The organism is Cypionkella sp. PAMC25878, assembly GCF_058135695.1.
This window is the reverse complement of record NZ_CM176871.1, coordinates 2,258,248-2,284,330: the sequence shown is the minus strand read 5'-3', so window position 1 is coordinate 2,284,330 and position 26,083 is coordinate 2,258,248. Positions and strand designations below refer to the sequence as shown.

The following is a 26,083-nucleotide window of genomic DNA, read 5'->3' as shown; positions in this document are numbered from 1 at the left end:
AAGCTTGATACCTTGTCGGGCAGGCTGCCTGGACCAATAGGCTAGAAGGTTTCCCATGGCTGTCAAACTCATGTTGCACCCCCGCAACCAACACCGAGAGGGGTACGACTTTGAACGCTTAATCGTGAAATCTCCCGAATTGGAGGCATTCATGACAAGAAACCCGCGCGGTCAGAGGACGATCAATTTTCAGGACGTGGACGCGGTCCGTACGCTCAATCGGGCGCTCTTGATGACCCACTATGAGATTGATTTCTGGGATATTCCTGTCTCTTACCTCTGCCCCCCGATCCCGGGGCGTGTTGATTATATTCACTACTTGGCGGATCTGCTTGCCAAGAGTAATGGCCAAGAGATCCCGCATGGGTCCGATATCAAGGCGCTGGACATCGGGACGGGTGCGAGCCTTGTGTATCCGCTGACGGGTCAGCATGAATATGGTTGGGACTTCACAGGCGTTGATATCGATCCGGTCGCGATCAAATCAGCACGGCAGATCTGCGAACGAAACGGGCTGAATATAAGGCTCAAACGTCAGAACAACGCGATGGATATTTTCGAAGGCGTTGTCGGCTCGGATGATATTTTCCATGTCACCCTCTGCAACCCCCCGTTTCATGCGTCGCTTGCGCAGGCGCAAGAGGGCACGCTGCGCAAGTGGCGAAATCTTGGCAAGGGCCACTCTGCTGAACTCAATTTTGGCGGCCAGAATGCCGAGCTCTGGTGCCCAGGTGGTGAAATCGGCTTTATCGCCCGAATGATCGAGCAGAGCATGAATTTTGCCGAACAATGCCTGTGGTTCACCTGCTTGGTGTCCAAGAAAGACAGCCTCAAGCCACTCTCCAGACTGCTGAAGAAAGCGAAGGTTGTCGAATTCAAGGTTGTCGAAATGGCGCAGGGCCAGAAGACCAGTCGGTTTATTGCTTGGACTTACTATCCAGAACGGCAAAGATCCTTATAGTCTGATCAGGTTAAGCAACAGGTCAGCGCGCAGACACTCATCAGCTTAAAATGCGGCGTTCCATGATGAGCGACCGCTTTAGGGAACGCCGCGTCGCAGCGGCGGCACCCTCTCGAGCGGCGGCAATGGGCCGCCTTCATCGCGGACCGACCTCGGAGGAGAGACGGACCCATGCCGCGCTGCAGATCGACGCGAGGAGCCCTTTTGCAGACGGTCGTTCTCACGGCTGAGAACTCGCCCTCAGTGCAGACGCGGCTGCACGCTTGGTCCACTGCGGACATTCGCGCAAGACACTACTTGCCTCGCGCTCCCGCTCCGTTCCACTGGGTCCATGGAGAAAGCGCCTCGATCCGGTCAGTGAGTTCACACGCGAGGGCTTCAATCTGCGTTTCACCTGCGATGTCAGCGCACAACCCCATCGTTTACGCTGCCACGATGAGGCGAGAGCGTTATGGAACGGCGACGATAATCGTCAGAATGCGCACTCACTCGCATTCCGCTCCACATCAGCGTCGCTGTCGTACGCCAGAAGCGCCCTTGAAGGTATGCCTACTCGCTGCGCGCCAAGCTGCGCAGCGAATTGATGAGGTGGACAGAATCACGCACCGCGTCGGCCGTCTCTGCTGGCAGTCGGGCGAGAGCGGCGTCGGACGGCATCGTCATCATCCCACCGCCACCTGCACCACCCCTAAGGATACCGCCCCCGTCCCCGACGTCGACCGGGGGTCGCTCTACAGTACCGCCTGCTCCGAAGTTGCCCTCGGTCTCACGTCGCCCTCCGCCGCCTTCCGGTTGCGGTTCCGTGTCATCCAGGGCGGATAGGTCGGCACCGGAAATGGCATCCTTCAGACAGCGCGCCAAGTCGACCGCGCAATTCAAATTATTGAGGATGTCGAGCGGGTCTCCGATGCAATTCTGATAGTCTGTGAAGCACGATGATCTGGCCATGACTTGTCCTCTAATTTTTAGGGAGCACAAAGGGTTTGGTCGTGCATAACCTTGAAATCGCAAATACTCTGATAATCGAGTTGCGTTTCTTGGAGATTTATGATTCTGACACACGAATCACAAGGCGTCAACACTTTGCGTGTGTCGGAAGGTCCGCATAAGCGACATAGACTGGCAAGAATTGCTGCGACAAGAACGAATGACTGGTTCAGTGAAGCCGCAACGCAGCTCTCTGTCAACGATGAACGGCAGAAGAGGGCCGCCCGATGCATTTCGCGCCGGGCGGGGATTCATCAGAGATCGATGCCTTCAGAAAGTATCAAGGCGTCATCGAGGTCCACACCAAGGTATCTCACAGTGCTGTCCATCTTCGTGTGACCCAAGAGCAGCTGAACTGCTCGAAGATTACCTGTCTTCCTGTAAATCTGTGCGACCTTGGTGCGCCGCATCGAATGGGTGCCATAAGCGCTTGGTTCCAGCCCGATCAAGATAACCCAATCCCGCAGAATGCGGGCATATTGGCGCGTGGACAAGTGCGGGCTGGCATGGACACGGCTTGGCCAGAGGTATTCGCAACCGATCATTTCAGGATCCTTGATCCATCGCTCCACCGACAGGCGCGTGGTCTCGGTGATCTCGAAGCGCACCGGCTTGCGCGTCTTGCTCTGAGTGACCGAAGCTCGTTCCTTGACACGGCCTACCGCATAAACGTCGTTCACCTTCAGGCAGACCAGATCGCAGCCTCGGAGTTTGCTATCCACGGCCATGTTGAACAATGCGAGATCACGCTTGTTGTCAGCCATTTCCAGCCGCACGCGGATAGACCAGACATGTTTGGGCAAAAGCGGGCGCTTTTGGCCGATGATGCGCCCTTTGTTCCAAGGCGCGCGCGTGGGACGAAGGGCGGGTAAGGTTTCGATGGACATGGCTTCTCTCCTGTCCGCCAAACCCGCCACGTCCTCGGCTTCGCCGACAGGGCAGTGTAACATTGGCCGTCATTTCTGTGCTGATCAATCGTATCGGGCGGTGAGCGGACATGCGGCGTTGCAGCTTGACAATCGCAGCATCCTGCCAGAGCCGCCATTCGTCCGATCTGCGGCGTTAGCGATACCGCTGGAACATCGGGCGTTGACGCCTTCGTACGGGCCACCTTCACCCTTCAAGCACCTTCCAGAAGCTGTTTTCCCCGAGCTCCCCCGCGCGAATGACAAGGACCATAGGTCCGACAATTGTTCTCTCCCACGCTTATAGGTGGGCAATTAAGTTGCCCGGCGGCTAAGCGTGCCATAACACTGGGACAATCATCTGATTATTATGTGACTGGACTACATGCCTTTTCTCAGCTTCTTGCGCCCAAGATCCGAAGACAAGCTGCCCCTGTTGGAGCGTTGCCTGTCAGTGGATCTGGAAGTTGATCCGAAGAAAGCAATAATCTTCGACCTGGCCGCCGTTCGCGATGGGTCTGGCCCTGCGGTCGTCTCCGGAAAAGGACGGCTTGAGCAATCGCTCGACAAGCTCGAAGCGGCGCTGAAGACGACCAGCCATATCATCGGCCACAACATTCTGCGTCACGATATCGAGCACCTGCTCGCCGCTCGGCCAACGCTGCGCGACAAGATGATGGCGCCCATTGACACGCTGTGGCTGAATCCCTTGGCCTTTCCGCGCAATCCCTATCATCACCTGGTCAAACACCATCACGACGGGCGCTTGCAGGCTGGCCATGTGAACGACCCCGAGCTGGATGCCCGCCTGGTCTTCGACGTGCTGGCCAACCAGATCGAGGCACTCAAGGCACAGCCGCCCGATCTGCTGCTGGCCTGGCACCATCTTGTTACCCGGACGGATCGTTCGGAGGGCTTCGATGCGGTCTTTCAGCTCGTTCGGAATGCGACCGCGCCCGATCGGGGCATTGCGCTCGCGGCGATCCAGAGGCTGTTGGAGCGGCAGGCTTGCGGTGCACAGATCGGACCGGAGCTGGAGGTGCTGAAGGATCGGCAGATGGCTTGGCCGCTGGCCTATGCCCTGGCATGGATCTCGGTCTCGGGCGGGGAATCTGTCATGCCGCCTTGGGTTCGGGCCGCCTTTCCACAGGCGGCGCTGATTGTCCGCCAGTTGCGCGATACCAACTGCGGCACACCTTCTTGCGCGTGGTGCGCCACGATGAACGATCCTAAAGGAGCGCTGGCGAAGTGGTTCGGCTTCCCTGCCTACCGCCCGGAACCGAGCGACGCCGAGGGCCGTCCGCTGCAAGAGGTCATCGTCGAACAAGCCATGGCGCATTCACATGTGCTCGGCATCTTGCCCACGGGCACGGGCAAGTCGGTCTGCTATCAGGTCCCCGCACTGAGCCTCTATGACAAGACGGGGGCGTTGACGGTGGTCATTTCCCCCCTCGTCGCGCTGATGGCCGACCAGGTTCAGGGGATGGAGCGGGCGGGAATTTCCTCGGCCGTGACGATCAACGGCATGCTGTCGATGCCCGAGCGGCAAGAGGCGCTGGACCGCGTCCGCCTGGGTCAGGCTGCGATCCTTTTGATCTCTCCCGAGCAACTGCGCTCGGTCTCGGTGCGTTCGGTCCTGAAACAGCGCGAGGTCGGGTTCTGGGTCCTCGACGAGGCGCATTGCGTCTCAAAGTGGGGGCACGATTTCCGGCCCGATTACCGCTATATCGGTCGCTTCATCCGCGAATTTTCCGGCGATCAGCCGACCGCGCCGGTGCTGTGCCTGACCGCCACCGCCAAGCCCGAGGTGGTGCGCGACATCACCGACCATTTCCGCGACAGGCTGGGCATCGATCTTGGCCTGTTCGACGGTGGTGCGACACGGACCAACCTGTCGTTTTCCGTGCTGGCGACGCGAAAGGAGAGCAAGCTCGGCGATATCCTGACGGTCATTCAGGAGCGCCTGCCCGAAGGACGCTCCGGCGCGGTGATCTATTGTGCCACGCGGAAGGAGACCGAGCGGGTCGCGGCCTTTCTCAAGGTTCAGGGACTGGCCGTCGCCCATTTCCACGCCGGACTGACCGTCGACGACAAGCGATCCGTGCAGGAAGCGTTCCGCGTGGGGGAGTTGCGGGTAATCGCGGCCACCAATGCCTTTGGGATGGGGATCGACAAGCCCGATATCCGGCTGGTCATCCATGCAGACATTCCTGGCTCGCTGGAGAATTACCTGCAAGAGGCGGGGCGGGCCGGGCGGGACCGGATGCCCGCCGATTGCGTGCTTTTGTATCACACTGACGATGTCGAGCGGCAGTTCACCTTGGCGGCAAGATCGCGGCTGGAGCGGCATGAGATCGGCGCGATCCTCAAGGCGCTGCGCCGGATCGACGAGCAGGGACGGAATGGTGGCAAGGTGGTGGCCACCGCAGGCGAGATCGTGCGCGAGGAAAAGGACCGCGATTTTCAGCGCGACAGCGCCACGGAAGATACACGGGTCAAGACGGCAGTGTCCTGGCTGGAAGAGGCAACCCTTGTCTCGCGCGAAGAGAACCGGGTGCAGGTCTTTCCTTCTTCGTTGATGGTGCACACCTTGAACGAGGCATCAGTCCTGCTCGATCAGGCACAGATCACCGGCGCGCGTCGCAAGCAGCTATTGAACATCGTCCGCCACCTGATGAACACGCCCGCCGACCAAGGCATCTCGACCGACGAGTTGACCGGCATCGCGGGCCTGACCCATCGTGGGCTTTCCAAGGCGATGGCTGACCTCGAGACCATGGGCCTTGCGCGAAACGCTATTGCCATAACCGTGCAAATCCACGTCGGGATCGAGAATGCCTCCCGGCAACGCTTCGCGGCCGCGCGGGCGTTGGAGGGCGCGCTGATCGGCACGATGCGGGAAATGGCGCCACAGGGCGATGCGGGTGGAGGTGCCTTGCTGGACCTGGCGGTCGCCAGCCAGAAGATGCGGGAGATGGGCAATACCGGTGCCGGTCCGCACATCATAGAACGGCTCATGCGCAGCATCGAACGCGACGGGCGCGACGAGGACGGCGGCCAAGGCAATATACGGCTGAGAAAGTTGTCGTCGAAGACGCTTGAGATTGTCTTGCAACGGTCTTGGCGCGTGGTGGACCAGACTGCGGCGCTGCGCTGGATGGCGGCAGAGCGGCTCTTGGAATTTCTGGTCTCCAAGGTCCCGACCGGTATAAAGGGCAAGGACATCCAAGTCGAAACCACCTTGGGCGACCTCTGTGCCGTGTTGAATGGGGATGCGGTCATCAAGACATCCGGCGTCAAAGACATGACCAAGCTGATGGAGCGTGCCTTGCTGTGGCTGCACGAACAGCACGTGCTGACGCTCGGCAAGGGGCTGACGGTGTTCCGCTCGGCCATGACGATCCACCTCAGCCCCGAGCGTGCGCCTTTTACCGCCAAGGATTTCCTGCCGTTGCAGGACCATTACCGCGAACAGACGCTGCAGACCCATGTCATGGCTGCCTATGCCGAAAAAGGGCTGGAGCGGATCGAGGAGGCACAGCGTCTTTCACAGGACTATTTCACGCTGGATCAAGACCGCTTCCTGCGGCGCTGGATGCCGGGGCGCAGCGTGGAAATCCGCCGCCAAACCACGGGTCGGGCGTGGAAGCAGATCGTGGAGGACCTCGGCAACCCCACCCAGCAGGACATCGTGGCAGATGACCGAGACGAGACAAACGTTCTCGTTCTTGCCGGTCCCGGATCGGGCAAAACACGCGTGCTGGTGCACCGCATCGCCTATTTGCTGCGCGTCCGGCGCGAAAATCCGCATGGAATTCTCGTCCTGACCTACAACCGGCACGCCGCGGCCGAAATCCGTGCTCGCCTGCGCCACCTGGTCGGCGAGGACGCCGCTTGGGTTAACGTTTCCACCTGCCACGCGCTTGCCATGCGACTGGTGGGAGCAAGTTTTGCCGGCGGTGCCGCCGAGACCCTCGATTTCGACGCCATCCTGCGTGATGCCGTTCGGTTGATCACAGGTGAAGGGCTCAGCCGCGCCGAGGCCGAGGCGCAACGAGAGGCCCTGATCCAGGGCTACCGGTGGATTCTGGTCGACGAATATCAGGATATCGGCCCCGAAGAATATGCCCTGATTGCCGCTGTGGCCGGGCGCTCGCTCGAGGACCCGGACCAGCGCCTCAGTCTTTTTGCGGTGGGGGACGACGACCAGAATATCTATGCCTTCACCGGGGCCTCTGTGTCCTTCATCCGCCGCTTCGAAGAGGATTACCGCGCCAAGCCCAAGTTCCTGACCGAGAACTACCGCTCGACCCGCTATATCATCGACGCGGCCAACCAGGTGATCGAGCTTGCGCAGGAGCGGATGAAGGCAGGCCACCCGATCACGGTGGACAAGCTGCGCAGCCTCCACCCCGGCGGCGGTGCCATGGCAACCTACGATCCCGTGGCACGGGGACGTGTGCAATTCCTCGACGTGCCGGGGGATGATGTAGCCCAAGGGGTGGCAGCGGTGGACGAGCTGGTCCGACTTTCCCACCTCGATCCGGATTTCTCCTGGTCGCGCACGGCGATCATCTCGCGCGACTGGCGGCGGCTTGGGCCGGTGCGGTCCTATGCTGAAAAGCTTGGGCTTAAAGTCGAGATGGCCAACGAAAAGCTCCCCAGCGTCTGGCGGCTCCGCGAGATGCAAAATCTGATTGCTGGTCTGTGGCAGCGCCCTGCAGCAATGCTCACGATTCAGGACATCCTCGACGTCTTGAACCAGCAGCGTCACACGCGCTGGGTCGATCTGATTGCCGAAGGCGTCGCGGACCTTGCCCGCGAACTTGGGCCTAGGACGATCCCTGTTCCCGACGCGCTGGAATGGCTGGCGGAATGGGCGCAAGACGTCAGAGGCACGCAGCGCGGGCTTTTGCTCCTCACAGCCCACCGGTCAAAGGGCCTGGAATTCGACCATGTGGTGATCTTGAACGGCGGCTGGCAAGCGCTCTCGAAGGGCGAAGATGGAGAGGCTCCACGTCGGCTTTTCTATGTCGCGATGACCCGCGCGCGCCGTAGCCTAGCCGTGGTGACCCGTGGGGCTCATGCCTTCGTCCGTGCTGACAGCGAGAGCGAACTTTTGCGCCCGGTCGAGGCAGGTCGACCTTCCGACCTGCCCGAGCCCGACCAATATCAGCTGCCAGACATGGGCTCGGTCGATCTGTCCTATGCCGGCCGCCTCCCCGAGACAAGCCAAACGCTTGTCGCCATTGCCGAAGCACAGATCGAAGACACGGTGACACTGGAGCGCCGCGAGGCAAAATGGATGGTTCTCGACACGCAAGGACGCGTGCTCGGCCGCATGGCGGGAAACTGGTCGCCGCCCGAGAGCACCCATCTTGTCTCGGGCAAAGTCGGCGCCATCGTCCGCTGGCGCAAGGCAGACAGCACGGAAGCCTACCAGACTTCCATGAAGCGCAGCGAATGGGAGACCATTCTGCCGGAGTTCATGTTCCGACGAAGCGGTGATCGCTGAGGCTGCGGCAAGTTAGAACTGCGGATTGGAACCCGAGGGTTTGGCCCAAACGGTTGATAACGATGAAATGCCCTTTCCTATGTAAAGGGCGGAGAGCTGACTGAAGGTGGCGCGGCATGGCAACCGCAGAAACTTCAAAAAGCGGCCACTCGTGCTACCCATTGACCATACGCTGGATCGGTTGGCCTGACGGGGTTGGCTCCCTGCCGATTACTCCATTTGGCGGAGGTCGCGCCACGGCGTGGGCGTTTCCAGAGACAAGAACACCTCGGTTCCAGCGCGTTTGCGAATGATGCGGAAACGGGTCTGGTCGACCATCACCTCGGGCACGAGCGGGCGCGAGTTATAGGTCGAAGACATCGTGGCGCCGTAAGCGCCCGCATGATCGAAAGCCAGAAGATCGCCTGCCTGCAGAGGACCAAGATTGGGATAGCTGCCAAAGATGTCAGAGCTTTCGCAGACAGGGCCAACGATACGCCAAGTCGGGCCCGCCTTGGCGCGAGGGGCATGCAGGCCCAGCACCGGATGGTGCGCATCGTAAAGTGCGGGGCGCATCAGATCGTTCATCGCGGCATCCACTACGGCGAAATGCGTGCCCGACGACTCCTTTACGGACAGTACTTCGGTAACCAGGACGCCCGCGCGCGCCGAAAGCCAGCGCCCCGGTTCGACGTTCAGCGCGCAGCCCAGACCGCCCACGGTTTCGGCGATGATGCGGGCGTAGGCTGCAAGATCGGGGGCAGCTTCAGTATCGCTGCCAACGCCAAGGCCGCCGCCCAGATCCAGCCGTGACACAGGCAGGCCTGCGGCGCGCAGCTGGCAAACAAGCTCGGCTAGAGCGGACCATGCGCGATGGAAGGGGGTCAGTTTCTGGATTTGCGAGCCGATGTGAACTGCCAGCCCCTGCATCTCCAGTTCCGGCATTGCAGAGGCGCGGGCGTAAATCGCTGCGGCCCCGGCGATGGCGATGCCAAATTTGCTGTCCTTGCGAGCGGTGGTGATTTTGGCGTGGGTGCCTGCATCGACATCGGGGTTCACCCGCAGCGCGACTGGTGCGTGCAGGCCCATGTCGCGGGCAATTTCTGCGATGGCGTCCAGTTCGGCAACAGATTCAACGTTGATCTGATGCAATCCTTCGGCCAGCGCGCGTTTGATCTCGGCGCGGGTCTTGCCCACGCCTGAAAAGATGATCCGTGACGCAGGCACGCCTGCGGCCAGCGCGCGCTCCATCTCGCCGCCCGAGACGATATCCATGCCGCAGCCGAGGCTGGCGAACTCAGCCAGAACGCTGAGATTGCTGTTGGCCTTAACCGCAAAGCAGATAGAGACGCCAAGCGGGGTGACGGCTGCCGAAAGCTCGCCATAGCTTTGGCGAAGCGCGCTGGCCGAATAGCAGTAGAAGGGGGTGCCCACCTCGGCTGCGATGTCGCTAAGGGCAACGCCCTCGGCATAAAGCTCACCGTCGCGGCGGGCGAGCCACCGCTCTGCAGCGGGTTGCGCAGGCAAAACGGCGGGGGCGCCGATGGAAAGGGTGCCAGTTCGCGCCGCGCTGCCCACGGGCGCAGGACGATTGCCGCGCCGCGTTTCCCCCGTTCAGCGCCATTTCCGGTGGCGGCAAGGCGAGCTGTTTTCATCATGACTGAAACAGTTGCGCCGCCATCTTCTCCCGTCTTGCGCGTCAATGACCTGCATGTGAATTACAACGTCCGACAGGGATTGCAGCGCCGCGTCCTGAAGGCGGTGGATGGCGTATCGTTGCACCTGAACGAAGGGGAATGCCTTGGTCTGGTGGGCGAATCCGGCTGCGGCAAGTCCAGCCTCGCGCAAGCGATCATGGGCATCGTGGCGCCAACCTCGGGACAGGTGGAACTCGACGGCATCACCGCCGACCCTTCGCGACCCATCGGCGGACTGGCACGGGCCCGCGCCATCCAGATGGTGTTTCAGGACCCCTATTCCTCGCTGAACCCGCGGTTGACGATCCGGCAGACGCTCTCCCTTCCGCTGCATCTGCACCGGCTCTGCCCCGCAAATGAGGTCGAGGGACGCATCCGCGTGCTTCTGGAACGTGTCGGCCTGGAACCGGACGCCGTAGACCGTTACCCGCACGCCTTTTCCGGCGGCCAGCGTCAGCGCCTTTGCATCGCCCGCGCCTTGGTGGTGGAGCCGCGAATCCTGATCTGTGACGAACCGGTCTCGGCGCTGGACGTCTCGATCCGGGCGCAGATCATCAACCTTCTGTTGCGGCTGAAGGACGAGCTTGGTCTTGCGCTTTTGATGATCTCACACGATCTGGGCGTCGTTGAGCATATGAGCGACCGAATCGCCGTGATGTATCTGGGTCGGTTTGTCGAAGAAGGGCGTTGGGACCAAGTGCTGTCACAACCAGCGCATCCCTACACCCGGGCGCTACTAGCTTCGGTGCCCGGAATGGACAAGGACCGCGTTGGCCGTATCCGGATGACCGGTGAAGCACCCTCGGCTTTGCGGCCCCCGCCGGGTTGCTCTTTTCATCCGCGGTGCCCGCTGGCGATGGAGGCCTGCCGCAGTGGCGACGGGCCAGGTGTGACGCGACTGGAACCGGGGCATGAGGCACGGTGTCATCTGGTGCAAGAAGGGGTTTCTGCGTGACAAGTTCAAGCGAAAGGATCGGCTTTCATGAGATGCCGGTCATCCGGGTGCGGGTTGGGGAAAACCCTTCCCAGCCACATCAGGGCACTCTAACCATCGACAACTGGACGGTGCCGTGTGCTACCGGGCGCGGCGGGCTCGTGCATCCAGACACCAAGCGTGAGGGCGACGGCGCCACCCCGATCGGGTGCTTTCCCCTGCGCTATGGCTTTTACGATCCCACCGCCTTTCCTGCCGAAGCGTTTGGCGGCCTCGCCTTTCCGTTCGTGCCGAAGCCCGCAAACTACGACTGGCCGGAGGACGGCTTCAGCCCCTTTTACAACCGCCTCGTCTACAACCTGGACCCCGCAGAACCTTCGCGTCTGGGCGAGCGGATCTTCGATCTGATCGTGCCGATCGGCTGGAACGATGCGACCCCGCGTGCCTTTGGTGGATCGGCAATCTTTCTGCATGTGGCCCGCCCCGATTTCACGCCCACGGCGGGTTGCGTGGTGGTGGCACATGATCAGGTGCCTCAACTGGTGCGCCGCCTGCGGCCCGGCATGATGATCGATATCGCCCCTGTCGAAGCTGGCGTCACAGCCTTGGCCACGCCCGCAATCGCCAAACCGCAAAGCCTTGAAACCGTCAGCTTTCAGGGCCTGAACCCTGGCCCCCGCGTCATTGTGACAGGGGGGGTGCACGGCAATGAACCTGCGGGCCCCCGCGCCATCGCGCGGGTGATCCAGAGTTTCCGGTCGGGCGAGCTGGAACTTCTGCGTGGCAGCGTCACCTTCGTGCCAGTGGTGAACCGTCTGGCCTTTGCGCTCAACCAACGCGAGGGCGACCGCAACCTGAACCGCGATCTTTCCGAAAAAGTGGTGCCCAAGGACAACGAGGATCGCATCGCCAACGTGCTTTGCCCGCTCTTGCGCGCTCATGACATCTTGATAGACTTGCATTCGTTTTCGGCGGAAGGCGAGCCGATGGTGCTGCTCGGCCCCACCGACAACGACGCGCCGCTGGAAGCCTTTCACCACGCAGCGGCCGAGGCTTCACTGGCAAAGGCGCTCGGCATGCCGCTGATCGTCCACGGCTGGCTCGCCGCTCATGAGCGAGCACTGGTGCTGCGACAGCAGGCAGGCCTAGCGTCAAAAGCGGCCTCAGCGACAGCGATCGGCACCACAGAATACATGCGGTTCGTGGGCGGCTACGGTGTCACTGTCGAATGCGGCCAGCACGAAGATGCGCAGGCGCCGCGCGTTGGAACCGTCGCCACCGTTCGAGGCTTGGCGCATCTTGGGCTCATCAAAGAGTTAAGTGAGGAAATGCAGACCTACCGGGCGATAGAGATTATCGAACCCATTTTGGCGCTGTCCAATGAAGATCGACTTCTACGCGTTTACCGCGCGGGTGAAGCGATTAGCGCCGGTCAGGTGATCGGGACACGGGCAACAGGAGCGCAGATTGCTGCGCCCTATGACGGTGCGATAATCTTCGCGAGCGTCAGCGCCGCAGCAGGCACCGAGCTATGCTTCATGTGCCGCAAGAGTGAACGTTTTTGAAGTTGCCTTCCAGAGAGGGAAAAAGCCGCAATCACGGGCACCGCCCCGGGAGATGTCAGCATGATGAAACGCCCGTCACCCAGGTTGATCCAGCCCCGGTTCCCGCATGTGCACCGGTCCGCAGACGATTGTCCAAGGCAGCACGAGCCCACGCAGATCTCCAGATTCTCTCTTGATCCAGTCACCGGCGCATCGGCAATATTCGGCAAAGGCTCCCTTTGCGCCCATTCTTCACGCCTCAAGCCAATGCTGATCATCATGCAAGCCCCTGACGTCGGCGGTCTTTCCCCATAGACAACACCCGGCCCCCCGCGGCTTCGTCCTTCCGAGGTTTGTCAACGTGGACCGCCATCTCTGGGCGGCAGATGTCGCGCTGCGGTCCACGTCGAAAAACCTTCAGAAGAGCGGACTGGCGCGGCTGCCGCTGAAGAGTCGCGAAATCAGGCACACACGGCCCTTTGATCGTGCTGTTGGAACTTCCGCGATGGTTCGTCGGGGGGGGCGGGGCGCAGAAGTCGGACACGATGATCCCAAACGTCAGCAAAGATCGGAGATTGATCGACGCGGCTCAGCCTTCGAGAGATGCAAGCAGATGACCAATGCAAGCCGATGACCAATGCAAGGCGACGCAATCCACGCCCTTTTTTTTTCAAAGGGCTTGCGCAGAATTGAATTGTCCCACGATCCAGGACTCGAAGGCCTTGATGGTCTTTTGTTGGGGGTGTTTGGGGCGATGCGCGAAGAAGAACCCATAGCCGTCCAGAGCCAAGGATGACACCTTCAGCAGCGCACCTTTAGCCAGTTCAGGCGCCACAAGGATATCACTGCAAATGGCGATGCCGTGGCCGGCGATGGCTGCTTCGATGCCGTGGAGGTCCTCCCGGAAACTTAGGGATGCGTGTTTGGCAAGGTCCGGAACATCCATCCCATTGGCCCGTGCCGCCCGGACCCATTCAAACCACATTGGTGGATTGGAAGACTCTTCGGGCCATTGCCCGTCAATCAGGGGAAACCGCAGCAAGTCTCGGGGCGAAAGGTCAATCGGGACAGGCCCGACGAGGGAAGGACTGGCGACCACGATATAGCTGTCGCGACCAACTTCAGAGCACACCAATCCCTTTGGAGCCGTGCGCGTGTAACGGATCGCGATATCGACCTGATCCGCTGCGAGGTCCAGCAACTGGTCCGTGCCCATGATGTCGAGCCCGACATCGGGGTGACTGATGCGCCACGAGGGCATGCGCGGTACGATCCAGCGCGCGGCAAAGGCATTGGTCGCGGTAATCCTCAACCGCTGGTTGGACGGGCTGGAGACTGCGGCCAGCCCTTCGGCAAAGTGGTCCAGTCCCAGGCTGATGGACGGCAGCAGTCTGGCCCCGGCCAGGGTCAACGACAGAGGGCGCGGGCGGCGCTGAAACAGAGGCTTGCCGCAAAACTCCTCCAGCAGGCGAACCTGGTGGCTGATCGCGGTCGGTGTCAGCGCCAGTTCCTTGGCGGCGTTCTGAAAGCTCATCAGCCGTGCTGCGGCTTCAAAGGCGCGAAGTGCGGTCAACGGGGGAAGCGTTCGCATCAGATCTTTCTGTCTTGATGAATGAAATTCACCCTAACATGAAAACATCGGTTTTGCATCACTTGGGATGCTGGCGCACATTGAGCGCAGGCGAACTTGCAAAGGTAACTGATCATGGATGGCTCTCATAGGGAATTGCTGCCAGATTTGATTGGCCGTATTCAGGCGCTCGCATCCATTGTGGATCGGCACCGCGCTGAATTTGACAGCCTGCGCCGGCTGCCCGAGCCCGTGACAGATGCCATGGCTGCGGCGGACCTGTTCCGACTGTGGACCCCGCGAGCCCTGGGCGGCGCAGAGATCAGCCCGCAAGACCTGGTCGAGGTGATCGAGGCGGCCGCTGCGTTGGATGGCAGTTTTGGCTGGTGCCTGACGAACGCGAATACCATTGGACGGATGATAGCCTACCTGTCGCCGGAAGTTGTGCGCGACTGGGTTGCGGGGCCTGATTGCCAGATGGCAGGATCGACAGCCGCCTTGGGCAACGCACGCCGTGTCAGAGGCGGGTTCGAGGTCACGGGCCGCTGGCCCTTTACCAGCGGCATTCCGTCAGCACGGCGCATCATCGGCCTTTGTCAGATCGAGGGTGAGGGAGAGCCAACAAATCCAGCGCTGATCTTCTGCCATTTCGCTGCAAGCCAGGTCCAGATCACGGAAACATGGTTCGTTTCTGGCCTGAAGGGCACCGGCAGCAACGACTTTGCGGTCGATCGTCTGTTTGTGCCACTTGAGCACACCCATGGCTTCGTCGATGCGACTGCTTGCCATGACGGCCCGCTTTACCGCTTCCCGATCGTCCCGATGCTGACCCTCAGCGTGTCGATCGTGCCATTGGGCATCGCAAAGGCCGCCGTTGATGCCTTCATCGCCCTTTCAGGTCGCACGACGGCTGGCACCTCGCTGCCGATGAGAGAGCGGGAGATGATCCAGACCGACCTCGCTCGTGCTGAGGCGTTGCGCCGGTCCGGCAAGGCTTTGATCCTGTCGGCTTTGCAGGACCTGGAAGACGCACTAGTCATCGGAGGCCCACCCCTGATCGCGGCGCGCGCCTTCTTTCGCGTGGCATTGGCGCATTCGGCCGAGGCATCGCTGCGCGCGGTCGAGATATTGGCCGCGGCCGCCGGGGCCTCCGCCATTTCAGAAAATGGTCGGTTGGAGCGCTGCCTGCGCGACATTCAGGCGGCCGTGAAACACGTGGCAATGTCTCCACATAATTTCACGGTTGGCGGTCAGATGATGCTGGGATTCGACATGACCGGAAAACGATTTTGAGGCTGCAGGGGTGCTACGGCTACCCTGTGGCACTGTGTGGGAATCATAGCTCGATCCTCAAATCGGAACCTGGTCTGCCGACTTCATCAAGGCCAGCGGTCACATGCGCCGCGTCAACAGGCCGGACACATGACCGCACCCCGCAACGATCAAAAGAAGCTCAAATCAATCCTTGCACATACGGAGCCGTGCACACATGACAGTGCCACAAAAGCTGATCGTGACATCTTGCCTTTTTTGAGGTTGAAGCGCTACCGAACCCATGATCGACGGTGTTATTCAGGTAAACCAGCCCGGATCATGCCCTCGCGCAGATGGTCAAGGTCCTCATCCGACCATACGCCTCGTCTTGACGTGGATACCCGGAACCCCGGATTGAGTTCCAGGATTCGCGCCACCAATTCTTTCGCCTCATCGGTCCGGCCCAAGTGGGCGTAGCAGATTGCCAGTCGGCTCAGCACCCAGACCTGCGGCCGAGTCCTTCTTTTGTACGCCTCGATTGCATCCGCGTAGCGCCTCGCAGTCAAAAAAACATTTCCAAGCGACAACCAATACCATTCCGGATGAAACGGGTTTAACCGCATCGCCTCTCGGATATGGAGCACGCCTTCGTTGTGCAAACCCACTCTGGCAAGTGCAACTCCGTAAGTTGCCTTTGCGTTGGAGTCGTTCGGGTTCAGTGCAAGGGCCTGCTCCAATTGCCGTTTCTCGTCATCGAATTCACGCAGGTAATTATGCACATGGGCAAGAAGCCAATGAATCCTCCCGTCATCGGGATCGATGGCCATGGCTTGATCGATACGGGTCTTGCAATCAACAAGCAGTGCGCGCGGGGCGAGATCGTAGTTGTTAGTGACCGCTTCTGCAAAGGCGAGATAGGCTTGCGCCAAGGCGTAATGCGGGTCCACTTTCAAAGCTTCCCGGAACAGGAAGATCGCCTTTTCATTGTCGTCGGCTGCATAACCGCGAAGATGTTTGATGCCCCGCATCGTGCACTCATAGGCTGCCAACGATGGCAATCCCCTGCTGCGATCCGTGACAGTATTCTCCGCGCGGTTTTGCACTGTTGCGATGATCGCGTTTACGATCTGGTCGGGAATGCCCGGCGCGTCACCGGAGGCACAATCAAAGACATCGCTCCACGTCTGTGCCCGGCTTGCGCTGTCGACAATGCGCACCGTGATCCGCAGGCGCGAGGCGGACGCCCGGATGCTGCCCTGCACAAGCGCCGCCGCACCCAGTCGTTTTCCGATTTCAACAGTGTCCGCCGTGGCCGTTGCGACCGTTGCGGCTGAATATCTGTCGATGACGAACAGGGACCGGAACCGCCCCAGCCCGGTTGAGACATCCTCGGCGAGCCCTTCACACAGGAAGTTCAGTCGGTCATTGCCGGTCAGGTTTGCAAACGGCAGAATCGCGATCGACGGTTTGGCGGACACGAATTCCGCCCGAACATCCTCGGGTGACCTTGTCGCCGCAGAGTCGTCCGTCAGCACTTCCCGATAAAGCCTTTCCGTTTCATGATCCGGCTCGACCCCCAACTCTGCCTTCAGCGTATCTCGGCAGGTCGCATAGACCTTGAGTGCCGAAACACGGTCGCCTGCTACCCGGCAGAGTCGAATCGTGGCGCGATAGACCGACTCCAGCACCGGGTCTTCCGCCAGCAGACTGCGGGCAAGCTGCAGGGCTGCGTCCCTGTCGGCGACAGAAAGAACCGAAATCGACGCGGCGCAGACCAGTTGCTCGGCCAAAGCCGCGAGACGCTGGCGTTCCTGGGTCACCCATCGCTCGAACTCCGGGGTGGATGCGTCCAGCCCTTCGAGGAACGGCCCCCGGTACAGCCCGGCCAATGTGGCTGACAGCACCGACCCGATGCAGCCCGCGGCAAACGTCACCACGTCGGTTGACAGCGCGGTCGCATCGAGGCTGACCTTGTTGCGGTCGGATATCAGCGCGTCCACACCCGTTGCACGAAATGTCCGGCGAAGGGCCGCCAGGGATTGGCGCAGGCTGTCGCGGGCCTGCTCTTCGGCGCGGTCCGACCAGAGCAGACTGGCAAGCATTTCCCGCGCGTGTGCTCGACCCTGTTGTGCCGCCAGATAGGCCAGCAGTTGTCGGTCCTTTCGGGTCGGCAGCGACAAATCCGACCCATCAGGGCCCGTCAGGGACCAGCCGCCGAACAGGGTGAGTTTGCAGTGCGGCACGACGGACGTCCTTTCGCTCAGGGCATCTCAAAGCACTTTTTACACTGAATTCACGATCCGCGCCAAGTTCAACCTGTTTTTACACCAGCTTTTCACGGTTTGCCACCCGGTCATTTCACGGGGCGGGTCCACGATCATTGCATTGAAGCCCCGTTATCAGGGAGACAGGATATGAAGCACTACGCAAATCGGGTGGCCGCGTTCTTTTCGTCGGGGCATTCAGCGCAAATGGCCGGGCGAGAGTCCGCGCCCGACGTTCAGGAACGACATTCCCTTTCTGGTTCGATGTGGGACGAGATACTTGCCGCCTCCATGTGCGACGAGAACACCCGCACGTTTCTGGATCATCTGGGGCCGCGTTGGAAATGAACAGCCTGTTCAACCCGGATGTCCTTTCAGAGGCAGCGCATCGCGGCACGATGTCCCTGACGGCTGACCTTGTGGCCTTGTGCCACCGTGACATTCCCGAACCGGCCCGCGACCCTGACCTGATCCGGTTCACGGATGCCGACTTCGACCGTGCGGCAACCGAGGTCCTTGCAAAACTCGGCGGCGCGCCGATCTGGGTGTTCGCCTATGGCTCCCTGATCTGGAAACCGGCATCCGACATTGCCGAACAACGCCGGGGCATTGCCTTTGGCTGGCACCGGTCGTTCTGCATTGAAATGCGAAGCTGGCGCGGTTGTCCCGAACAGCCCGGTCTGATGATGGCCCTGCGCCGTGGTGGGTCTTGCACTGGATTGGCACAACGGCCATTGGGCGAGGATCGGCACGCCCTGATGGTCAAGCTTCTGAGGCGCGAAATCGGCGGCCCGAACGGGTACGCGGCGCTGCGGCTGATCGATTTGCACACGGAGGATGGTCCGCTCCGGGCGCTCTGCTTCTATGCCGATCCCCCGGATGTTGCCGACCGGCCCGAACTGCCCGTCGCAGAAGTTGCAGCAATCCTTGCCCGCGCCTGCGGCCACGCCGGATCGGGCGCGGAGTACCTGTTCAAGACGGTGGCCGCGCTGCAAGTCATCGAGATCCACGACCCGCACCTGTGGCAGCTTCAGCACCTCGTCGCGAACGAAATCAAGCAGATCCATTTCGATTCCGCACGCTGACCCGGGCCGTTCGACCCATTCATGCAGTTTCTACTTCGGTTTTTGAACAACCCTGATCCGAAAGGTGACCCGACATGTCGAGAGTACAGGCCAATCTGCTCCTCCTTGTTGCGGCGGTATTGTGGGGAACGTCGCGCAGAAGACCGTGCTTGACCATCTCGATCCGTTCAGCGCGGTGGGTCTGCGGTGTCTGATCGGTGGCATGGTGTTGCTGCCTCAGATGCGGCTTGACCGTCACGGGCCGCTTGCGACCGGATACTGGCCCAGTGCCTTCCGTGTCGCGGCAATCTTCGCCTTGGCATTGGTGGTGCAGCAGGCCGCCCATCTGTCAACCTCGGTCACCAACGCGGGTTTCCTCGTCAACACCGCGACCGTGATCACGCCGATCCTGGCTTGGGTCGTGTTGCGCGAACGGGTGGGGCCGCAGGTTTGGGGTGTGGCAAGTGTCACGCTGGTCGGGGTGTTCCTGCTGTGCGGGGGACCGCAGGGTTTTGGCCAGGGAGACGCGGTAGCCCTCCTTTCGGCGCTGTTCTACGCGGCCTGGATGATCGAGCTGGGGCGTCACATGCAGACCTTTGGCCACCCCGTCAAAACCACCTGCACGCAGTTCCTGCTGACCGCGGCCATCGCATTGCCGATCGGCGGTATCTGGGGTTCTCTTTCAGTTAGTACGGCGATCGCGGCCGGGCCGGAACTTCTGTTGCTTGGCATCGGATCGACCGCGCTGGCCTTCGGGTTCCAGACCATTGCGCAACGCTACACGCCCGCCTCTCACGCCGCCATCATCGTTAGCGCAGAAGGGGTCTTCGGAGCGATGGCTGCGTCAATGTTCCTCGACGAGCGGATCACGACCCTTGGGCTGTTCGGCGCCGCGCTAATGCTGGCAGCCATCGGTCATCTTGCCTTTTCCGATACGCAAAAGGTTACGATGCAACGGGCAGCCACAATACCTTGAGAGAATGGTAAGCGCGTAACTAATCACTGCTCTACGTTGCACATGCTGTGAACGGCAACGTTGTCACGCAAAAACCTTTGCGACGCAGATTTCGGCGCGCCCGGTCTAAGCGGCAGCTTCGGGCATGCTGCCGAGCAGCATAAGGCACGGCCGATCGTCGGGTTTGGGCCGAGTTTACTTCGACCTCCGCCACTGAAAAAAACTGTGCAATTACGCTGCAGCCGCTTTAGGCGCGGCATGATGGTGTTTATCCTGTGCTGCACCAACCATTTGCCCGCCGAGATATTGCCCACGGCGCTAAATCTGGCTTGCGCGATGCCGCGACAGGTCACAGCATAGGCTTGTTCCAGTGAGCCAGCGGAGTGTCTATGCCCGATCAAGAGAGCGACCTGAACCCGCCGGTAGAAGCGCTACCAGAAGACGTTCGCGCATGGCTGGCCACCCCTGAGGTGCCCGATAAGGAAATCGAGGCCAGATTTGCAAGTCAGCCCGGGGGCGTCGACGCCATAGACGACGGTGTGGCACCATTTGCTGCATCGGATCGGATCTCTGTGGCGTCAAAATCGCCGATAGTGGCCAGTGCGCGCGAGTCAAAGCCGAAGTCAAAACGCAAGCCGGGGCCGCCCCGCCGGCCAGCGATTGAGAACTGGGAGACTGCCATCGTCAAGACGATGCTCAACACCAAGAATTTTGATCAGCAGTCTATCCTGTCCTACTTCACCCGGCCCACCCGAACGGTCAATCCGAGGGTGATCTCACAGATCAATAGCGGAAAGCGCGGAGCGGCCATTCCTGCCGCCACAGCAGAGGAGATGAGCGAGTTCCTAACGGTTTGGCCGGACTCTGACCAAGACACTGGCCTCAGCGCGCGCGGAGATGAACTCGTCATCAAAGCCCGCGAAGCGATGATAGCAGCGGTTCACACGCATAATGGCGCCGGGCTGACATTTAAAGCCGAACTGTTCGTGGTCACATCGATGATTGCTTGGACGTATCTGATGCTGGCTTACTACATCAACAAGGGCTTGCCTCACACATACCCGAAGCGTGAAGGTGAAGACTTCCTTCGACTCTGGGATTTGAAGCAGTGCATCACAACAGGTGCCTCGCCGCTGCCAGAGCTTGTCAAAGAGAACATAAAGTTCCTCTCCGGTCTCCGCGACGAAATCGAACACCGGGCGACAGGTCAGATCGATGAGGTGGTCTCGATGCAGATGCAGGCGTGCTGCATCAATTTCAACGACACGTTAAAACACCTCTTCGGTGAGCGCTTGGGTCTGGAAAAACGCGTCAGCATCGCTTTGCAGTTTAGGTCGTTCGACCGAGATCAAAGACACGTTTTGAAAACCGCGAACCTCCCGGCACATATCTCATCCTACATCGACGGGTTCAACCAACACCTGACGCCGGAACAGCTCGCAGATCCTGCATACCAAGTCCGAACAGCTTTCACCAAAGTATCCGTCGCTAATGCTCACCAGGCAGAGGCGGTGGTGAAGTTCGCGCCTTACACGGAAGGCTGCGAAACTGAGCCCAGCGTTACCGTCGTCATGAAGAAGCAGATCGAGAAGGAAGTGGTCGAGAAGCAGGTCCCGCTCCGCGAATACACTCAAAGGTCAGTTGTCGCGAAAATGAAGGCGGAAGGATACCGACTGTTTAGGGAGAGTGAGCACGGAAAGCTTTGGAAATCCATGGACGCAAAGAACCCTGCAAACGGATTCGGTCGGATTGGCGCGGTTCGAAATCAATGGCTTTGGTCTGACGGCTGGATCGATCTTGTGAGTACACACTGCAGCGAAAATAAGAAGTTATATGGGTTTAAGGAGCCGATCTAGTGAGGGCGCCTGACAAAAAGTTCCCATTACCTGACGCAGTTCCACACCGGTCGCGAATTCGCTCTGGAGGGGACAGGTCTGACACTGGTTGCTCCATTATCGCCGGACCTGCACACGGCGCCCCTCGGTGGTGACATTGACGGCCATTTAGGAAGAAGCCGGACGTCGCAATCTCGAGGATCGCGCTGTGTTTGCGCGTGAGGTGACGGATGATCATCAACCCATTCCAGTTCCGGCCCCAGACCCCGGCGACCATGACCGAGCCGGAAGCTGAAAAGCTTGACGGTGACACGTGTGATTGGGAAGATAATGGGCTTTCAAACTTCATGGCTTGTACCAGGGTAATCCCCCCCGAAAGTAAGGGGCTGCATAAGTAGAATTTTCTCGCCAAGATGAACGAGGAGATTCTGAATGAAGACAAGCAGATACACTGAGGCGCAGATTCTTGCGATCCTGCGTCAGGCCGAAGGCGGTGTGCCGGTGGCAGAGCTGTGCCGCGAGCATGGCATGAGCAATGCGTCGTTCTACAAGTGGCGGGCGAAGTATGGCGGCATGGATGCGTCGCTGATCAGCCAGATGAAGGCCATCGAGGACGAGAACCGCCGGCTGAAGCGGATGTATGCGGACCTGAGCATGCAAGCCGACCTGCTGAAAGAGGCTCTCGGAAAAAAATGACGCGGCCATCTCAACGCCGCGAGATGGCCGAGAAAGCGGTGGCGCGACACAAGGTCAGCATTGCGCTGGCCTGCCGGGCCTTCGGGGTCAGCGAGACCTGCTATCGCTATGGCCCGAAGTTAAAAGCCGAGAACGAAGAGATCGCCGACCTTCTGGTGGGTCTGACCGACGCCCGCAAGACCTGGGGCTTTGGGCTGTGCTTTCTGCATCTGCGCAACGTGAAGGGCCATCCGTGGAACCACAAACGCGTCTATCGGATCTATTGCGCCTTGGAACTGAACCTGCGGATCAAGCCCCGCAAGCGGCTGAAGCGGGACAAACCTGATGTGCTTGCTGTGCCCGAGGCACCCAACATGACCTGGTCCATGGACTTCATGGCAGATCGCCTCGGTGATGGCCGTGCGTTTCGGCTGCTGAACGTGCTGGATGACTTCAACCGCGAGGGGCTGGGTATCGAGGTTGACTTCTCGCTACCCGCCGAAAGGGTCATCCGGAGCCTGGACCGGATCATCGAATGGCGCGGCAAACCCGGCACCATAAGGGTCGACAACGGCCCGGAATACATCAGTGGCAAGCTGCTGATCTGGGCTGAGAGACAGGGCATCACGATCCAGCACATCCAACCCGGCCAGCCGCAGCAGAACGCCTACATCGAGCGATACAACCGCACCGTCCGGCATGAATGGCTCGACCAATACATCATCGAAACCATCGAGGAGGCACAGGATCACGCCACACAATGGCTATGGACATACAACAACGACCGCCCGAACATGGGCATCGGCGGCATCACACCCGCCCAGAAACTGAAAATGGCCGCGTAAGTTCTACGGATGCACCCCGTTAAAAATGGGGGGATTACCCCAGCAGGGCACTTCTGCCGTCCTGGCGAGGCACTCTTGAACACTCGACATCGCGTCTCACGAGACATTTTCACACGTTCTGCCCCTGCTGGCTGTTCTTCAGTGGAATGACGAATCGGGCTGACCTTCGGGCTCTGAGTTTGGCGACCGGAGCTACCTTAACAGCAATGACCGTGGTCGGGATAGATGTGTCCCGCGATTGGCTGGACGGGTTTTGCTTTCCCGGCGAGCAAAGGTTCCGACTGGCGAACTCGGCAGAGGGCCACCAACTGTTGGTCGCGGCGATCCGGGAGATGCCTGGCCCGGTCAAGATCGGGTTTGAAGCGACGGGCGGTCAGGAATGGGTGCTCTGGGCCACGCTTGTTGCGGCAGGGATCGATGCAGGCCAGTTGCCCCCGGCCCAGATCAAGGCCTTTGCCCTTTCCCGGGGCACGCGGGCGAAGACAGACCGGATCGATGCAGAGATGATCGCCCGGTTCATGCAGTTCCGACCGGAAGGCGGTCGAGGGTTGCCGAGCGAGAATCTGCGTATTCTCAGGGCTTTGACGACACGCAGGGCGCAGATAGTGGACATGCGCAAGCGGCTTTCGGCGCAGATCGCGGCGCGCAGGAAACAAGACATCCCCGCCGATCTCGAGAGCATCGATGCGGACCTCAAAGCCATGCTGGACACCCAGATCGGTGACCTTGAGCGACGGATCGAAAGCGTCATCGCGCAGGAGGAAAGCCGCACAAACTCGTCATCGTCGCCATCGCCCGCAGGCTGGTCACCATCGCAAACGCGATCCTCAAAACGGGCGTCCCATGGCAACAAAACCCGGTCACGTAAACACAGTTGCTAGCACTGCACCTGGTCGATCAGACGCTTGCGGTTCTCGCGCCAAGTTCAAGTACATGGTTAATTTCTTGTAAATGCCACAGTTCTTTCCAACTTCGGTCGTAATATCCGCCCCAACTCAACCTTTAAGGGAGAGCGATATCACCATGTCTCAGATCGGAACAGTTGCGCAGTTGGTCTACGCGGACAAACAGCCGCTGAATTTTGCCCGGCTTGTTGGCGATCTTCACTCCATCTTGGTGCAGGTTGACGGCCTGGAGGTATCGTTTGAATGGGATTGCGAGGATATCGCCTTATTCGACCTGCCAGCCGCCCGAATTGCGCTGGGGTGGGACGATCGGCCTGGCAAAGGTTATTCGGCTTGCATGACGGTATCGGTCGGGACCCTGCCGGGGATCCCGTTGCTGCTCGCAAACGATGGGTATGAAGAAATCTGTTCGCGAATTGTCGAACGGCTGCATGGCCGCTTTCCGGCGTTAGCGATCCTATGGCATCAGACCGAGGAGCAGCTGACCAGCGATTTGCTCGACCGCTTGGTCGAACAACTTCCCCCGCTGATGCAACTCTTCCCATTTCAGGAACCCGATTGGGTGGCAGATGCGATGACCCGTCAGTCACCTGGCCGCGCAGTGGCGCTGCGGGGTGCAGAAGAGATGAGCGAGCCCGAGATTGCTACAAAGGAATCCGCGCCGATTGCTCAGCCCAATCCAGAGCAAGTCGTCGAGAACGTCGCCGATCTGGCACTGGAGCGGGACGAAAAGGGTGCCGAACTTATCACGCTGAAATTCTCAGGCGAATCAGCGACCGCCAGAGCGCGGGCACGGGCCAAAGCACGTGCCCGCGCCCTAGCATCACCCCCATCCGAGATCGCAAATGATCGGCCTACACTGCCGCCGCCGCGCAACCGCGAACTTGCCTGGCTCCGTGACGCACTTTATCAAGCAGATCCCGAGGAGATCCCGGCCCCCCTGAGCACTCAGCTACGCCTTACCGCTCACGCACTGAACGCCACGCTGATCTTAGTCTGGGCACCGCTGGGGGCTGCCGTGATGACATACTCGCTGCTGAAGGGCGAAGACATGAAGTTATCGGCCCGGCTGATGGTGCTGACCGGCTTATTTGCCACCGCTATCGAGGGCACCATCGGCCAACACATGGCGGCGCTGGCTGGTGTCTAAACGCGCGTTCGAGCTCGCATCTGTTTCAAGATTCCATTTTAGGGATGCGGATTTTCAACGCCGTCTCGGCCCTTCCATGGAAACATTGATTGAAGCTTCGCAAATCCCGCAAGGCGCGTACGCACTGCGGTGGGCTGACTTCTGTAGCTCGGATCTTTGCAAAGCTCAGTATGAGCGAAATCGAGGTGGCGCGCCGGAATCTGCGGGAACAGGTGGTGAACAAGGTGATAGGAATCGTTCCGAGGAAAAAAGAGCAGGCGAACCAAGGCAGGCGCAAGGACGTTCCGCGAGCTTTCAAGTTCATCATTTGCACCCACGAGTCCCGCATGATCCAAACAATCCGTCCAAAAATTCAACGTTGGATAAATGTAGAACAGGGGGACGATGACGAAGGTAAAAGACGCCGCCGGAGCGAATACAGTGAACGCCACGATAAGAGCGAGGAGCACCAGTTTAAAAAATACGAAGAAGCGACCGTCATCGCCCGACAGGCTGATGCCTGTGTACGCGCGCAGGTGCCGTCCCATTAATGGCGTCGTAATGTGCCTAATGATGGTCCGCCAATTCAGCGCATCGTGTAAACGGAACTTCTGAATGACCGCGAACTCCGCATCATTGTCGTAGTCTCCGTTGTTTGCGTGATGCGACAGATGGTCATCCCGATACTTTCGAAACGTTTTCATCAACAGTGATGCGCATACCCGCCCGATCAGCACGTTGTCTTGGCGATTCTCCGAAAACGACGAATGACAGCACTCATGGACGATATTGTTTAACCCTCTGAACCGCGTTCCGATGAAAATCGCGGTCGCCGTCATCATGAGCACGGACCCGACACTAGTAGTGAGCGACAGCAGGTAATTTCCAAACCAGATGGCCGCTACTATCAAAGCAAAATACGCACAAACGATCATCCAGGCGATCATGCGCGAATACCGTTTCATTCCGAAAAACCGCAGGATGTACTTCCTGCGCAGTGATTGTCCTGACATGTGTCCCCCGACCCAACGGGTTCATGATACCCAAATTATTGAACCATTTGCA

The 26,083-nt window shown here is 60.0% G+C and carries 18 protein-coding genes; 12 read left to right on the top strand and 6 right to left on the bottom strand.

Annotated elements, in window-relative coordinates; genetic code table 11:
• Positions 1-55: 55 nt before the first annotated feature.
• Positions 56-961, top strand: a complete 906-nt coding sequence (gene rlmF, locus ACS5RD_RS11035; RefSeq protein ID WP_489931221.1) for a 23S rRNA (adenine(1618)-N(6))-methyltransferase RlmF — start codon at positions 56-58, stop codon at positions 959-961.
• Positions 962-1,510: 549 nt separating this feature from the next.
• On the opposite strand, the gene ACS5RD_RS11030 is transcribed toward rlmF, so the two are convergent.
• Positions 1,511-1,909: a hypothetical protein gene (locus ACS5RD_RS11030; RefSeq protein ID WP_489931220.1), complete on the bottom strand. Its 399-nt coding sequence runs from the start codon at positions 1,907-1,909 to the stop codon at positions 1,511-1,513.
• 293 nt (positions 1,910-2,202) lie between these two features.
• Positions 2,203-2,835 carry a tyrosine-type recombinase/integrase gene (locus ACS5RD_RS11025; protein WP_489931219.1) on the bottom strand — a complete coding sequence of 211 codons (633 nt, stop codon included), beginning with the start codon at positions 2,833-2,835 and terminating at the stop codon, positions 2,203-2,205.
• A gap of 514 nt (positions 2,836-3,349) precedes the next feature.
• Here ACS5RD_RS11025 and ACS5RD_RS11020 point away from each other — a divergent pair.
• Positions 3,350-8,368, top strand: coding sequence for a RecQ family ATP-dependent DNA helicase (locus ACS5RD_RS11020; RefSeq protein ID WP_489931365.1), 5,019 nt, complete (start codon positions 3,350-3,352; stop codon positions 8,366-8,368).
• A 210-nt stretch (positions 8,369-8,578) separates the two neighbouring features.
• On the opposite strand, the gene lysA is transcribed toward ACS5RD_RS11020, so the two are convergent.
• A complete protein-coding gene (gene lysA / locus ACS5RD_RS11015; protein ID WP_489931218.1) occupies positions 8,579-9,874 on the bottom strand; it encodes a diaminopimelate decarboxylase in 1,296 nt (431 codons plus the stop codon).
• Positions 9,875-10,003: 129 nt separating this feature from the next.
• Between lysA and ACS5RD_RS11010 the strand changes: the two genes are divergently transcribed.
• Positions 10,004-10,999 carry an ABC transporter ATP-binding protein gene (locus ACS5RD_RS11010; RefSeq protein ID WP_489931217.1) on the top strand — a complete coding sequence of 332 codons (996 nt, stop codon included), beginning with the start codon at positions 10,004-10,006 and terminating at the stop codon, positions 10,997-10,999.
• On the top strand, positions 10,996-12,543 hold the full coding sequence (locus ACS5RD_RS11005; RefSeq protein WP_489931216.1) for a L,D-transpeptidase family protein: 1,548 nt from the start codon (positions 10,996-10,998) through the stop codon (positions 12,541-12,543). Before ACS5RD_RS11010 ends, ACS5RD_RS11005 begins: the two co-directional genes overlap by 4 nt.
• Before the next feature lie 649 nt (positions 12,544-13,192).
• Here ACS5RD_RS11005 and ACS5RD_RS11000 read toward each other — a convergent pair.
• The gene (locus ACS5RD_RS11000) at positions 13,193-14,113 is read right to left on the bottom strand and encodes a LysR substrate-binding domain-containing protein (RefSeq protein WP_489931215.1); all 921 of its coding nucleotides are present in this window, start codon (positions 14,111-14,113) and stop codon (positions 13,193-13,195) included.
• A gap of 114 nt (positions 14,114-14,227) precedes the next feature.
• On the opposite strand from ACS5RD_RS11000, the gene ACS5RD_RS10995 reads away from it, so the two are divergent.
• The gene (locus ACS5RD_RS10995) at positions 14,228-15,385 is read left to right on the top strand and encodes an acyl-CoA dehydrogenase family protein (protein ID WP_489931214.1); all 1,158 of its coding nucleotides are present in this window, start codon (positions 14,228-14,230) and stop codon (positions 15,383-15,385) included.
• 275 nt (positions 15,386-15,660) lie between these two features.
• On the opposite strand, the gene ACS5RD_RS10990 is transcribed toward ACS5RD_RS10995, so the two are convergent.
• On the bottom strand, positions 15,661-17,589 hold the full coding sequence (locus tag ACS5RD_RS10990) for an AfsR/SARP family transcriptional regulator (RefSeq protein WP_489931213.1): 1,929 nt from the start codon (positions 17,587-17,589) through the stop codon (positions 15,661-15,663).
• A gap of 171 nt (positions 17,590-17,760) precedes the next feature.
• On the opposite strand from ACS5RD_RS10990, the gene ACS5RD_RS10985 reads away from it, so the two are divergent.
• The 7 genes from ACS5RD_RS10985 (at position 17,761) to ACS5RD_RS10955 (ending at position 25,039) form a co-directional block, all read left to right on the top strand.
• Positions 17,761-17,958: a hypothetical protein gene (locus ACS5RD_RS10985; protein ID WP_489931212.1), complete on the top strand. Its 198-nt coding sequence runs from the start codon at positions 17,761-17,763 to the stop codon at positions 17,956-17,958.
• Entirely contained in the window at positions 17,955-18,695 is a 741-nt protein-coding gene (locus tag ACS5RD_RS10980; protein WP_489931211.1) for a gamma-glutamylcyclotransferase, read from the top strand. The genes ACS5RD_RS10985 and ACS5RD_RS10980 overlap by 4 nt, the downstream gene beginning before the upstream one ends.
• A 64-nt stretch (positions 18,696-18,759) precedes the next feature.
• The gene (locus ACS5RD_RS10975) at positions 18,760-19,650 is read left to right on the top strand and encodes a DMT family transporter (protein WP_489931210.1); all 891 of its coding nucleotides are present in this window, start codon (positions 18,760-18,762) and stop codon (positions 19,648-19,650) included.
• Positions 19,651-20,018: 368 nt separating this feature from the next.
• Positions 20,019-21,485, top strand: a complete 1,467-nt coding sequence (locus tag ACS5RD_RS10970; protein ID WP_489931209.1) for a DUF3644 domain-containing protein — start codon at positions 20,019-20,021, stop codon at positions 21,483-21,485.
• A gap of 411 nt (positions 21,486-21,896) precedes the next feature.
• Positions 21,897-22,984 (top strand): IS3 family transposase gene (locus ACS5RD_RS10965; protein ID WP_489928006.1). Its coding sequence is split into 2 segments (ribosomal slippage): positions 21,897-22,152 and positions 22,152-22,984, totalling 1,089 coding nucleotides; the frame shifts between segments, so codons are not numbered across the junction.
• A 206-nt stretch (positions 22,985-23,190) separates the two neighbouring features.
• Positions 23,191-23,865, top strand: a complete 675-nt coding sequence (locus ACS5RD_RS10960) for an IS110 family transposase (protein WP_489931208.1) — start codon at positions 23,191-23,193, stop codon at positions 23,863-23,865.
• Between the two features lie 142 nt (positions 23,866-24,007).
• Positions 24,008-25,039 (top strand): hypothetical protein, encoded by a 1,032-nt coding sequence (locus ACS5RD_RS10955; RefSeq protein WP_489931207.1) that lies wholly within the window; start codon positions 24,008-24,010, stop codon positions 25,037-25,039.
• Between the two features lie 38 nt (positions 25,040-25,077).
• Here ACS5RD_RS10955 and ACS5RD_RS10950 read toward each other — a convergent pair whose 3' ends face one another.
• On the bottom strand, positions 25,078-26,031 hold the full coding sequence (locus ACS5RD_RS10950; protein WP_489931206.1) for a fatty acid desaturase family protein: 954 nt from the start codon (positions 26,029-26,031) through the stop codon (positions 25,078-25,080).
• Between the last annotated feature and the right edge of the window lie 52 nt (positions 26,032-26,083).